At 71.1% G+C, this 12,495-nt stretch carries 12 protein-coding genes; 7 read left to right on the top strand and 5 right to left on the bottom strand.

Going from position 1 to position 12,495, the window contains the following annotated elements:
- Window positions 1-305 precede the first annotated feature (305 nt).
- The 3 genes from AC068D_RS25530 (at window position 306) to AC068D_RS25520 (ending at window position 2,238) form a co-directional block, all read left to right on the top strand.
- Window positions 306-557 carry a DUF6158 family protein gene (locus AC068D_RS25530; protein WP_478825382.1) on the top strand — a complete coding sequence of 84 codons (252 nt, stop codon included), beginning with the start codon at window positions 306-308 and terminating at the stop codon, window positions 555-557.
- A 155-nt stretch (window positions 558-712) separates the two neighbouring features.
- A complete protein-coding gene (locus AC068D_RS25525; protein WP_478825381.1) occupies window positions 713-1,171 on the top strand; it encodes an SRPBCC family protein in 459 nt (152 codons plus the stop codon).
- A 338-nt stretch (window positions 1,172-1,509) separates the two neighbouring features.
- Window positions 1,510-2,238 carry a VOC family protein gene (locus tag AC068D_RS25520; protein WP_478825544.1) on the top strand — a complete coding sequence of 243 codons (729 nt, stop codon included), beginning with the start codon at window positions 1,510-1,512 and terminating at the stop codon, window positions 2,236-2,238.
- Window positions 2,239-2,643: 405 nt separating this feature from the next.
- Here AC068D_RS25520 and AC068D_RS25515 read toward each other — a convergent pair whose 3' ends face one another.
- Together AC068D_RS25515 and AC068D_RS25510 are read right to left on the bottom strand one after the other, a co-directional pair.
- On the bottom strand, window positions 2,644-2,856 hold the full coding sequence (locus AC068D_RS25515) for a hypothetical protein (protein WP_478825380.1): 213 nt from the start codon (window positions 2,854-2,856) through the stop codon (window positions 2,644-2,646).
- A 27-nt stretch (window positions 2,857-2,883) separates the two neighbouring features.
- Window positions 2,884-3,054, bottom strand: a complete 171-nt coding sequence (locus AC068D_RS25510; RefSeq protein WP_478825379.1) for a CsbD family protein — start codon at window positions 3,052-3,054, stop codon at window positions 2,884-2,886.
- Window positions 3,055-3,526: 472 nt separating this feature from the next.
- Between AC068D_RS25510 and AC068D_RS25505 the strand changes: the two genes are divergently transcribed.
- The 3 genes from AC068D_RS25505 to AC068D_RS25495 all read left to right on the top strand — a co-directional run bounded on the left by AC068D_RS25505 (window position 3,527) and on the right by AC068D_RS25495 (window position 8,233).
- Complete coding sequence (locus AC068D_RS25505; RefSeq protein ID WP_478825378.1) at window positions 3,527-5,596, top strand: SpoIIE family protein phosphatase; 2,070 nt, start codon at window positions 3,527-3,529, stop codon at window positions 5,594-5,596.
- Between the two features lie 335 nt (window positions 5,597-5,931).
- On the top strand, window positions 5,932-6,474 hold the full coding sequence (locus tag AC068D_RS25500) for a hypothetical protein (RefSeq protein ID WP_478825377.1): 543 nt from the start codon (window positions 5,932-5,934) through the stop codon (window positions 6,472-6,474).
- Between the two features lie 49 nt (window positions 6,475-6,523).
- The gene (locus tag AC068D_RS25495; RefSeq protein WP_478825376.1) at window positions 6,524-8,233 is read left to right on the top strand and encodes a serine/threonine-protein kinase; all 1,710 of its coding nucleotides are present in this window, start codon (window positions 6,524-6,526) and stop codon (window positions 8,231-8,233) included.
- A 20-nt stretch (window positions 8,234-8,253) separates the two neighbouring features.
- Here AC068D_RS25495 and AC068D_RS25490 read toward each other — a convergent pair whose 3' ends face one another.
- Window positions 8,254-8,985 carry an AAA family ATPase gene (locus tag AC068D_RS25490; RefSeq protein WP_478825375.1) on the bottom strand — a complete coding sequence of 244 codons (732 nt, stop codon included), beginning with the start codon at window positions 8,983-8,985 and terminating at the stop codon, window positions 8,254-8,256.
- 171 nt (window positions 8,986-9,156) lie between these two features.
- Here AC068D_RS25490 and AC068D_RS25485 point away from each other — a divergent pair, with 171 nt between their 5' ends.
- Window positions 9,157-9,456, top strand: a complete 300-nt coding sequence (locus AC068D_RS25485) for a hypothetical protein (RefSeq protein ID WP_478825374.1) — start codon at window positions 9,157-9,159, stop codon at window positions 9,454-9,456.
- A gap of 11 nt (window positions 9,457-9,467) precedes the next feature.
- Here AC068D_RS25485 and AC068D_RS25480 read toward each other — a convergent pair whose 3' ends face one another.
- Together AC068D_RS25480 and AC068D_RS25475 are read right to left on the bottom strand one after the other, a co-directional pair.
- Window positions 9,468-10,688, bottom strand: a complete 1,221-nt coding sequence (locus AC068D_RS25480) for a type III PLP-dependent enzyme (RefSeq protein ID WP_478825373.1) — start codon at window positions 10,686-10,688, stop codon at window positions 9,468-9,470.
- Window positions 10,685-12,490, bottom strand: a complete 1,806-nt coding sequence (locus AC068D_RS25475; protein WP_478825372.1) for an IucA/IucC family protein — start codon at window positions 12,488-12,490, stop codon at window positions 10,685-10,687. The genes AC068D_RS25480 and AC068D_RS25475 overlap by 4 nt, the downstream gene beginning before the upstream one ends.
- Window positions 12,491-12,495 lie beyond the last annotated feature (5 nt).

The raw sequence follows: 12,495 nt of genomic DNA, 5'->3' as shown, positions 1-12,495 counted from the left end.
CCCAGTCCTCGCCGCTCCCGCATCGAGCCGGACCCCGTCAGGGGCCGGTCGTCCGCCCCGGCGTTCGTCCCGGGACGGTCGCCGGCGACGGAACGTCGCCGACGAAGCCGTCGGCATCGTAGTGGCCCTTCCTTTGGACCCGGTTCCGGTCCCGTGGGCGGAGGACACGTCGTCGTCCCGGCACGCCGTCCGCGCTGGAGCGGCCAGGACGGCCCAGCGCGCGCCGGGGCGTGTGGATCACGTCCATGCGGGTACGGGCAGCGTTGGGGCGACCGTGCGATGCCCCCGGTCAGGAGGTGCGAGTCATGCACGAGCAGAACCGAGGGGTGGCGCCGGAGCAGCTGGAGGAAGCGCTGCTGCTCAAGGAGCTGGAAGCCGTTCATCGCACACGGCATGAAACCCTGCTGCACGGATCCGAGGACGCGCTGGCCACGCACACCAGCAGGATGACCGCACTGGAGAACGAATATCTGCGAAGGCATCCTCAGCGCTCGCCGTCGGCCGGCCGCACGCGGGCGGGCGCACGGGCCCGTGAGTCCGGGTGCGGCGACTCATGAGGTGAGGCGGGCAGCGGGCCGCAGGCCCATCGCGGTCGTCCTTGGTGTCGTGACCACCCCCCTTAATCGCCCCCGTGCCGGGTACCCGCGCCCCGTGCCCCGGTCCGCGCGGCAGACCCGCTGTCCGTGCGGGGGCACGGAAGGGAGGCACGGTGATGAACACGGTCATGGAGACGGTGGAGGTCGACGTTCCCGTCAGCACCGCCTACAACCAGTGGACGCAGTTCGAGGAGTTCCCCCACTTCATGGAGGGTGTCGAGGAGGTAAGGCAGCTCGACGACCTCCACAACCACTGGACCACCAGGATCGGTGGTGTACGGCGGGAGTTCGACACCGAGATCGTGGACCAGCTCCCCGACGAACGGATCGCCTGGCGCACAACCAGCGGCGACACCAAGCAGATGGGGATGGTCCGCTTCCAGCGACTGGACGACACGCACACCCGCGTGCAGCTGGTGATGGACATCGAACCGGTCGGTGCGGCGGAGAAGGCCGCTGCCATGGCCGGGGTGATCGACCGGCGGGTCAAGGGCGACATGCGACGCTTCAAGGAGTACATCGAGCAGCGCGGCAGTGAGTCGGGTGCCTGGCGTGGCCGGGTCAGCCCGGCGTGACTGCGGGTGGCGTGGCCCGGACCGGTCCGGCGTGATGCCCGGCCGGCGGGCGCGTCCCGGCCCTTGACGCGGGTCGGGCGCGACCCCGGCGGGTGCTGCGCTGTTGCTGCCGCGCAGCCGGCCGATGTCGCGTGGCGAGCCGCGCGGATGCGGCCGACGGCCCGGTACCGACTTCCCCGGATCGGGTGCATGCGGTGGACCACCGTGTGCGCTGCCACGTTTTCCGCAGGTGGGCGCGGTAGCGTGGAACGATTCCGGTCTGGTGTGTGGGCGGGTGGGTGGCTGTCGTGTCGACGTCGAGTGATGCGGTGTTCGGTGCTCCCTGCTGGGTGAGTCTGATGGCCCGCGATCTGGGTGCCGCGCAGGATTTCTACGGTGCGGTGTTCGGCTGGGAGTTCCGGTCGACGTCGCTGGGCGAGGAGTTCTGTGTCGCCTTTCACGAGGGTGCACCGGTGGCCGGTATCGGTGCCCTGGCCCCGCGTCTTTCGGTGCCGGTGGCCTGGACCCCGTACTTCGCCGTTCAGGACGCGGACACCACTGCGGCCAGGATCCGTGAGCGCAGTGCCACCGTCGCGGTCGGGCCGCTGAGTTTCGGTACCGGCCGGGCCGCGCTCGCCGCCGACCGCGACGGCGCGGTCTTCGGGATCTGGCAGGGCCGGGTCATCCCCGACTGGCGGGTCGGCCGGGCCAAGGCACCGGCCTGGCTGGAACTGCGCACCCGCGACGCCTTCGACGCGGCCATCTTCTACGCCGAGGTCCTGGACTGGGCCGGCCCGCGACCGGGCTGCTGCCAGGTCACCTACGAGGACGACCACGTCGTCCTGCGTCACCTCGGCGACACCGTCGCCCGACTTACAGGCGGCGCCGTCGAGGCCGCCCCCGACCCACACATCCGCCCCCGCTGGCACGTCCACTTCTACGTCCCCGACCTCGACACCGCCGTCCACACCGCCACCCACCACGGCGCCACCACCCTCCCACCCACCACACCCCACACCCCCGCACACGTCACCCTCCGCGACCCCGACGGCGGACTCTTCACCCTCACCACCCGGAAACCGGGCTGAGGGCTCTCCCCGCAATCCCCGGCGGGCCCGCGACGACAACTACGGTGCTCCACCGGCTACCGCTGGGAGGCACCCCCGCGCTGCGTTGTCGGAGTCGCCCGAGTACGTCCGGTACGAGCGCGATCCACCCGGCCTCCGGCCCGGTGGGGGCGTCCCGGCGGAGACGGGGGGAGTGCCCCCACCGCCTTGCGATGCCTGCCCTGCCCTGCACTGGCCGGCCGGGGGAGACCCCATGCGTCCGACGCCGCGCTGGTCCACCAGGACTGCGGGACAGCCGTTGGCCCGACCGCCCGACCGCCCGACCGCCCGACCGGCGGCGGACAGGCGTTGAGGGCCGGGACCAAGGCGTGGAAGCGAAGGGCCCGGGTGCGGAGAAATCTGCATCCGGGCCCGCTCTTCGGCTCGTCATCCGTGCCTGCGCAGTCCCTTGGCCTCGTCCGTGGCATCACGCTGGGCTTCGCCGGCCCTCTCGACTGCCTGCCTGACCTCGGCAAGGACGCGGTCGTTCTTTCCCCTCGGGGTCAGTTCCTCGTCGTCCGTGGCCCGTCCGGCACCTTCCTCGGCCTCGGCCGTCGCCTCCCGGCCCTTCCCGCGCAGCTTCTTGCCCTGTTCAGTCACTCGGAACAGCTCCTCGACCGGCGTGGCTCAGTGCTTCGTCCGCTTCCGGATCTGGTCGGCGGCCTTCTCCGCCATCTCCTGCGCCTTCCCGCGCAGCTGATCGCCCCGACCGTGCCTCTGCATGGACTTGTCGCCCATCGTCTTGCCGATGGTTTCCTTCAGCTTGCCCTTGATCTGCCTCGTCTTGCCCTTGTTCATCAGGATCGCTGTCCTCTCGGGGGTCGCAGGGGACACGCCGGACCCGGCGGACCGGCCCCTGTTCACCGTGCGCCCAGCGGTGGAACGCCGCAAACCGGCGTATGCGGGGTGACACCCGGGTACCCGCACGGCCACCGGGAAAACTCCGCAGGAAAGAGCCACCGTCATGCACGTCATGACGCGCGGCGACAGGGACGGTGCATGCCGTGGCAGGGCGGGAGGTGGTTCTCCGACCCGTTCGTGCATGGTTGAACCTTGAGCCGAATCCATCGCCGGACGGGGCTCCGCTCGCGGCCAGGGTCACTGTCCTCGCCTGTCCGGGGGAGACCTTGGATAGGGTGATCTGGTACAAATCAGGCAAATGTGGCATCCCGAGACGCTGCACCGGTGATGCGTCGGCAGCGCTCCGTCGAAGACCGCCGGGACTGCCCGGTGGGCGGAGGCCCGCGCGCCCCGGGGTTAGGTCGATGTGTTGGACACGCACAGGGCGACGAGTGAGGTACCGGACCCGCCTCTGACGGCGGTCGGGTACGCGGGTGTGCTGCGCGACCTGCTGCCGGTCGCCCTGTGGAGGACCGACGCGGACGGCTGTGTCGTCGAATGGTCGCTCGCCGCCCAGGACCTCCTCGGCTACCCCGCCGAGCAACTGCTGGGCCGGAACGGGATCCCCTACATCGTTCCCGAGGCCAACTGGGAACTGGCCGAGCAGCTCACCCAGCGGGTCATGTCGGGTGAGACGGTCGTCGGGACTCTCCCCGTGAGGCACCGGGACGGGCATCTCGTACCGATGGAGATGTGGATCTGCCCATCTGCGGCGCCGCACGGAGGCACCGGAGTGCTGGTCATCGCCGTCGAGACCTCCGAGGTCCTGAGGATGCGGGAGTCCCTGGCGGCCCTGGAAGGGCTCTTCACCCAGTCGCCGATCGGGCTGGCCATGCTCGGCCCCGATCTGCGCTTCCTCCGGGTGAACGAGGCACTGGCCCGGATGAACGGCGTCCCCGCCGCGAAGCACCTCGGGAAACGGCCGGCCGAGGTTGCGCCGGGTAAGACCGCCGAGGCGCTGGAGACCGTGATGCGGCAGGCGGTGGAGCGCGGCGACGCGGTGGTCGACGTGCGCGGTACCGGGCGCACTCCGGCCGATCCCGACCACGACCACACATGGTCCTGCTCGTGCTCCCCGTTGCTGGACAGCGCCGGCCGCAGCATGGGGCTGATCGCCTCCCTGATCGACATCACGGAAGGCCAGCGGGCGCAGGCCGAAGCGGACCGGGCGCAGCAGCGCTTCGCGCTGCTGGCCGAGGCCGGTACACGCATCGGAACCACCCTGGACCTGCGGCAGACGGCCGAGGAAGTGGTCCAGATGCTCGTTCCGCGGGTGGCCGACTCCGCCGATGTCCAGCTGCTGGCGGAAGTCCTCGACCCCGATGAGTCCGCCGCGTCGAGCCATGGCGTGCTGCGGCGTATGGCGGCCACCTTCCCCGACCCGTCCGCCCCCACGGCGAAACTGGCCGTGGGCATGACCTTCCAGGTCCCGCCCGGATCGGTCTACGAGAGGGTCATCGCCGACGGGCACCCCATGGACCTCTACCAGTCCGACCTGCCCACGCTGATCCCCGGCGCGCATGCCGAGGCGCTGCGTACCTATCTCGCCACCCGTATCGCCTCCGCGCGACTGGTCCCCCTGGTGGCCCGCGGCACCGTGCTCGGCGCAGTGGTGCTGACGCGTACCCGCGACCGTGAGCGCTTCGACGAGCAGGACTGCGTGCTCATCGATGAACTGGTCGCACGGGCAGCGCTCAACATCGACAACGCCCGCATGTACACCAGCCAGCGGGAGGCGGCCCTGACCCTGCAACGCAGTCTGACCAACAGCAGGCTGCCCGAAGTGGCCGGTCTCGAACTCACCGGGCGCTACCTCCCCGCCAGCGACCACGACGTCGGCGGCGACTGGTTCGACGTCATCGCACTGCCCGACGGTACGACCGGACTGGTCATCGGGGATGTCATGGGGCACGGAGTCCACGCGGCGGCCGTCATGGGGCAGCTGCGCACGACGGTGCGCACGCTGGCACGGCACCAGATACCTCCGGTCACGATGCTCCGCTCGCTGGACGCCGCCGTCGCCGATCTCGGCGAGAACGAGATGGCGACCTGCGTGTACGCGGTCCACGACCCGACCACCGGCACCTGTCTGATCACCAGAGCCGGACATCCGCCCCCGGCCGTGGTCGACGCCCAGGGGTCGGTCGCCTTCCTCGACGGCCCGTCGGGTACACCGCTGGGCACGGGCGGACTGGACTTCCGGGCCGAGCGGGTGACCCTGCGCCCCGGCCACCTCCTGGTGCTGTACACCGACGGCCTCATCGAGGCCCGAGACCGGGACCTGGACCAGGGCATGCAGGAACTCGCTCGGGAACTGCGGCAGCTCGACCGCCCGTTGGACGAGATCTGCGACCGTGTCCTCGGCCGGTTGCTGCCCCACTCGGCCCAGGACGACGTGGCGGTGCTCATGGCCAGAGCCACGCATCGCCGGGCGAGCTGATGCCGGACCGCAACGCCGGTCCTGTGCACACCGGAGCGCCCGGGGTCGGATCCGACGGCGGGACTGTGCCGGACCCGGCGACGCGGACGGAAAGGCGATCCTCGCCGAGGCGCCCGCCGGGCCGCCACCGGCACACCCGGCAACCGGGCGTCCCGGGCAAGCCGCCGCACCCGACACTCGCGCGATTGCGGACACACCGATCGGCGGGACCGGTCGGCTACGGTGCCGGCAAGAGGAGTGTTGCGGCTGTCGGCTCCGCCGCAGAAGGGTGCACATATGACCCCGACCCTGATCCAGACCGGCGCGGGAGCCGGCCGGCCTGATCGCGCGCGGGCATGACGGCGCCCGATCCCGATTCCGCCCTGCAGCGCAGGGCCCACGCCACGGCCGCACGCGCCGGTGACATCGCGGCGGCGCGGCTCAAGGAGCGGATCTACGCGACCATCACGCTGACCGCCGTCGTGGTGGCCCTCGCCGAGACGGCGACACCCGACCACACCGAGGCCGCACTCACCGTGGCTGTGACGGCGCTCGGTGTCTGGCTGGCCACGCTGGTCGCCGACGAACAGGCGCACCGTGCGGTGAGCGGTCGGGGGGCCGACCGCGCCGAGATCCGCACGGCCCTGCACGTCTCCAGCCCGTTGCTGCTGGTTGCCGTGGGGCCGTTGGTGCTGATCGGGCTGTCGGCGCTGGGCGCGATGGATCTGGTGACCGCTCTCCTGGTCGGCGCAGGCGTGGAAGTGGCAACCCTCTTCCTGTGGGGCTGGCGGTCCGGACTCCGCATGGGCAACGGGCCGCTCAGCGCGCTCGTCTCCGGACTGCTGGACACTGCGATCGGACTGGGCGTCGTCGCTGTGAAGCTCCTGGCGGGCCATTGACGGGGGCGGGCGGAAACCGGCTCCGCAAATCCTCGTAAGCTGACCCGCTATGGACACCAGGGGGAGTGACAGACGGCTCATCGACGGCCGGTTCGAGCTGCTCGGCAGGCTCGGCAGCGGCGGCATGGGAACCGTGTGGCGGGCTCGGGACGTCGTGCTTCATCGTGAGGTGGCGCTGAAGGAGGTGCGCCCCTCCGACGCCGCGCTGGAGGAAGCGGATCCCGCACGCGCGCGTATGCTCAGCGAGCGCGTGCTGCGTGAGGCCCGGGCACTCGCCCGGATCGCCCATCCGCATGTGGTGACGATCTATCACATCGTGGACAGCTCCGAAGGCCCCCATCCGTGGATCGTCATGGAACTCGTCCAGGGGCAGTCCCTCCACGACCGTCTGGCCCAGGGGCCGTTGACGGTCGCCGAGGCCCTGGAGGTCGGCCGCGGAGTGCTGTCCGCCCTTCGCGCCGCCCATGACGCCGGCATCCAGCACCGTGATGTGAAGCCCGCCAACGTCCTTCTACGGCCGGACGGCAGTCCCGTCCTGACGGATTTCGGTATCGCCGCACTGCGGGAGTCCACCAGCCTCACCGCCACGGGCGATCTCATCGGCTCACCCGAGTACATCGCCCCCGAGCGCATCCGTGGCGACGAGGGCAATCCGGCATCCGACCTGTGGTCGCTCGGCATGCTGCTCTATGTCGCCCTGGAGGGCTGGCACCCATTGCGGCGTGAGACCAGTCTGTCGACCCTGGTGGCGGTGCTCGACGAGCCGCTTCCGGCGCCGGTGCGGTCCGGTGCACTCACCCCGGTCCTGAACGCTCTGCTGGTCCGGAATGCCGCGGCGCGTCCCGACGGCGCACAAGTGGAGCGGATGCTTGCCGATGCGGCGAGGAGCGCACCGGGCACGACGGCACAGCCCTGGGCGCCGCCGCCTGCACCCCATGGTCCGCCCCCGCACCTGCCCCATGGTGCGCCAACGGCCGGTCATGTGTACGGCACGACGGCGGTCCAGCCCCCGTCCGCCCCGTTCGGGATGCCGCCCACGAGCCCCGGCCCGCGACGCCCGTCGGGGCAGCGGATCATCGCCGCCCTGGGCACCGTCGCCGCGCTCGCCGCGGCAGCGGTGATCGTGCTGAACGTCCTGCCCGACAACGGTGGCAGGACGAGCGGGAAGCGGTCGGAGAGCTCGGCCTCGGCCGGTGGCTCCACGGACGGGCAGAACGGCCGGGAGGCACAGGGAGACGGGTCGAACGGCAGCGGCGGGTCCGGTGGGGAGCAGCCGGCCGAGGTCGCGCTGCCGCCCTCCAAGGAGACCAAGCACCTGCTCACCCCGGACGGTGCCCACGAGGTCATCAAGGCCCTGAAGGCCAAGACCGGAACGACCAGGTTCGTCGAGCTCACGGTCTACGAGGAGTACGCGATCGCCCGCGTCCCGGTGCGGGGCAGCAGGACGAAGTACGACCGGTACGTGTATCGCAACGGCTACGCGGCGAAGGAGGGCCCCGGCGGTGCGCTGACCGCCGTCGACACGGGTCCGGTCGATGTCGCCAAGGTGAAGTGGGCGGTGCTGCCCGCGCTCATCAAGAAGGCCGACAACGTCCTCGGTGTCCCGAAGCCGACGATGCGCTATGTCACCGTACGCGGCCCCGTCTTCGAGAGCGTGCCGACGGTGAACGTCTACGTCGCGGACGAGGCCGGTGGGTCGGGGTACCTCGCCGCGGACTTCGACGGCGCGGTGGTGAACACGTTCGAGGCCGCGGGCTGAGCCGGCGGCTGCGCAGTCGGTCAGCGGCTCCCGCCGGTCCCCCCGGGCTCGACCACGTGCCGCAGATAGGACTGCGGGTCCGAGAGGTACCTGCGCCAGTGGTCGACGAGACCGAGGTTCCGCCACTCGACGTGCCGCAGTCCGTGCGCGCCGACCTCGACGACGTCCGCGCCGGGCAGGGCGGTCAGCAGCGGTGAGTGCGTCGCGCAGATGATCTGGCTTCCGTTCCGCGTCAACTGGTCCATGTGGCCGATGAGTTCGAGACAGGATGAGAAGGAGAGCGCTGCCTCGGGCTCGTCCATCACATACAGCCCGGTCTTCAGGAACTTCCCGCGGAACGCCGCAAGAAAGCCCTCGCCGTGGCTGACCGTGCCCGGAGCGAAGCCCTCCCGGTGCAGGGCGTCCATCGCGGTCTCGGCGCGCAGGAAGAAGCCCTTGCGTGCCGACCAGTTGGCGAGCATGCGACGGCCGCGCGGGGCTGCGTCGAAGCGTATGCACTCGCCCAGTGGCGACTTCTCCCGGTGCGAGGCGTACTGCCAGTCGTGGGAGCCACCGTAGGAGTCGAGGCCGAAGCCCTCGGCGAGCGCCTCGACCAGCGTCGACTTTCCCGAGCCGTTCTCGCCGACGAGGAAGGTCACCGGCGCGGTGAAGCGCAGGCCGTCACCGACGAGTTGTTCGACACACGGTACGGACCACGGCCATGCGTCGGCGTCGTACGACGATGAGCATGCGTACGCACGTTCGATAATCACGGTTCCGAGTGTAACGGTCGTGGCTGCTCGAGCCGGACGGCGCAGCGTGTTACCCGTGGTAGCACGTGGGGGCCGACGGGCTCCGGCATGCGGCATGCGGTTCCCCGGGGCACGCTGGTCCGTGTGGCCGTCGGCTGTCCGGACGGCGGCCGTCGAGGAAGGGGTGCTGCGATGTTCGCGAGACTGAGCACCTATCAGGGATCACCCGTACCCGCGGAGGGCGATCTGTCGGCAACTTCGGAAGCGGTTGTCAAGCAGGTCCAGGAGGTACCGGGCTTCGTGGGCGTGTACTACCTCGTCGACCGGCCCACCGGGAAAGCAGTGTCGCTGACTCTCTGGGAGGACGAACCGTCGATGCTGGCCAGTGAGGAGCGGGCCGGCCAGATCCGTGAGGAAACCGCTCGGAGACAGGGCCAGCGGATCGTCTCCGTGGAGCGGTTCGAGGTGGGTTTCAGTCACTTCAACCGCTGATCGCCTGCTGATCAGTCCGTGACAGCCCCCAGGAAGTGGAAGCCGGGCCGGGGATGCATGAGGAACTCGTGGTGCGAGATGTTCCATGCGTACGCCCCCGCGAGGGCGAACACCACGCGGTCCCCGGCCCGTAGACCGGTCGCGGGAACACGGCGGGCGAGCACGTCCTTGGGCGTGCAGAGCTGGCCGGCCAGAGTGATCGGTCCGCGCTCCGAAGCCGGCCGCGGCCATGGGTGTGGCCAGCTGTCCACGGAGAGCAGCTCGCAGGGCTGGTCGTGTCCCTTCGTCGCCGGGGTGCGCAGATGGTGCGTGCCGCCGCGGACGACGGCGAACTCCTCCCCGTGGCTGCGCTTCACGTCCAGGACCTCGGTGGCGTACCAGCCGCAGTACGCCGTCAGCGCCCGGCCCGGTTCTGTGCGCAGCACCAGAGCGGGATGGGATGCGGTGAGCCGGGCGAGTCCGGCTCCGTAGGCCGCCCAGTCGAACCGCGCCCCGGGGTCGGCGTAGTCGACCGCCATGCCGCCGCCGACGTTCACCTCCCGGAGGGCGACACCGTGGCGCTCGGCGAGCCGCGCGGCCCAGGCGACCACCGACTCGGCGACGGCGATCTGCGCGTGCGCGTCGAGCCCGCTGGCCAGATGGGCATGGATGCCGCGCAACTCCAGGTGGGGATGGCTCCCTCCGGAGAGAAGGCGGACCATGTCGTCCGCCTGGGTCGCGTCCAGACCGAACGGCGTGGGCCGACCGCCCATGGACAGGGCACTCGCCCTCAGCGAGCCGTCGGCGAGCGGCAGATTGAAGCGCAGCAGCACCGCGACGCGTCTCCCCGGTACGACCCGTGACGCGAGGTCCGCCAGCATCCGCAGTTCATGGGCGCTCTCGACATGGAACCGGTACACGCCCGCCTCCAGTGCCGCCGCCGTCTCGGAAGGAGTCTTCCCCGGGCCACCGAAGGCCAGCGGACGGTCAGGAACGGCCTTGGCCACATGGGCGAGTTCGCCGCCGGACGAGACCTCGAAACCGTCCACGTGGGGCGCGAGGGCGCTCAGGATCTCCGGTTCGGGATTCGCCTTGGCCGCGTAGTACAGCTCCACACGTTCCGGCAGCGCCGCCCGGATCGATGCGGCGTGCTCCCTCAGTGCACCGAGGTCGTAGATATAGGCGGGGAGGTCATCGGCAGGGAGGGCCAGTGCACGTTCGCGGACCGCGGGTGTCAGAAGGGCTGTGCTCAACGGGCGTTCCAGATGTCGTCGGCGGGAATCGCCCCGGACAGCACGTCCTCGGCGAGAGGGGAAGGCAGCCGGACATAGGCCGCATCGCGGTCGGCCGTGCGTGCCCAGCGGGTGAGCAGATTGGCTTTGGCGGGCAGAGGCTCGCCCGCCAGCAGGGAGTTCAGCCGGGGCGGGCAGCCGTGCCGGTGGGCGCAGGACCGGAGCGTGCGGTGCACCTGGCGCCACAACGCGGCCTCCGACCCCGGGTGCAGATCGGCGAGGGCGGCGAGCATCTCGGCGATGTGGTTCACCACCAGGCAGTAGACGACCCGGTCCCAGCCGCGCCGGGCGTCGTACGTCAGGGGCGACGCGACCTCGGTGGGAAGTCCGGCGAGGGCCGCGGTGTGGTGCTCGGGGAGGAGCTTGGTCCCTTCCAGGTCGCGGAAGAGGACCTGGGCGGGTCTGCCGTCGGCATCGACGCAGACGAGGACGTTCTGCAGATGCGGTTCGAGGACGAGGCCGTGGTCGAAGTACGCGGCGAGGACGGGCGGGACGAGCAGCTCCAGATACGCCTGCCACCACGACAGGGCCGTTCCGGCGTCCGCGCCGGCCAGGAGCCGGGAGACATGGCCGGGCCCCAGGGGGTACTCGTCGGCGACCGAAGCGGCAAGAAGCGGAGTGACCCCGGGGCGCAGGTGGCGGCCGAGTCCTTCGCGCACGATCACCCCGAAGCCCTCGAGGAGGGCGGGCAGGGGTCTTCCGTCCGGCCCCGGCAGCGCGATGCTGCGATAGGCGGGCTCGCGGAGCACCCCGCTGCCGGGGAAGCGGGCGGTGAGGTCGGCGAGTACGGGGCCGAGCAGCCGGGTGAGCTCGACCGCGCCGTCGAGCTCATAACCTGCGTTCTTCCGCAGGCAGTTGGTGATGCGGACGTTGAGGCTGAACTTCAGGAACGCGTCGCTGCCGTACAGGGTGCGGACGGAGGCGGTTGCGGTGAAAGGGGTCCGGCCGGCGCCGAGGTCGAGAACGTCCCCCCGTCCCACGGCTTCCCGCAGAGCCGGGTGGTCGTGCAGCAGCCGGTACTGCCAGGGGTGGGCCGGCAGCAGCCGGTACCCCTCGGGCACCTGCCCCAGCCCGTCCAGCGGCTCGAGCGGATCCGCTCGGCCGGGCCCCTCCGTCCGGACGGACCGCTCGACGACCAGATGCTCGCGTACGGCGAGCAGGCGGAGCGGGAAGGAGGCCGCTGCTTCGGGAGCGTAGGCCGACCAGGCCGCCGCGTCGCCGCCCCGGGCCTTCGGCGTGGGGTGGAAGCGGTGCCCGAGGGCGAGGGACTGTTCGGAGGCGAGGTACGCGGCGACCGGGGCGACGTCCCCCGGGCGGGCAGGAGTCCTGCCGGCGGCCGCTGTGCGCATGGCGAGCGCCGCGGACACTCCCTGATGGCTGGAGGTGATCTGGTCCAGGAATTCGTCGTTGCCGGTGCCCGTGCGGAGCGAGAGTTCCGCGCGGATGTACTCGGCCAGGCGCCGCCAGTCGAGGTCGGACCATCCGGAGCCGCTCTGCTCGGCGACCGGACCGGTGAAACGGTGTGCTCCCAGCAGGGACGTACGGCGGATGGCCACGCGGAGCAGGACTTCGCGGCGCGGCAGCCGCAGCAGCAGGTGGTCGTCGATGACGGCCGTCTCGTGCTCCGGTCCCGAGACCTCGCGGAGCAGGCAGTTGAGAAGGGTGTGGGCCACGGCCTCGTCGGCCGTGGGCGGCCCGGCGGTCGTGGTGTGAAGGGCGGGGCGCCGGCCGGATCGGTGTACGGAGGATCTGGTGGACGTCATCGCCG

Source organism: Streptomyces sp. NPDC043861 (assembly GCF_056435905.1).
Note: the sequence above shows the minus strand (reverse complement) of the source record. Positions and strands in the feature narration are given on the sequence as shown.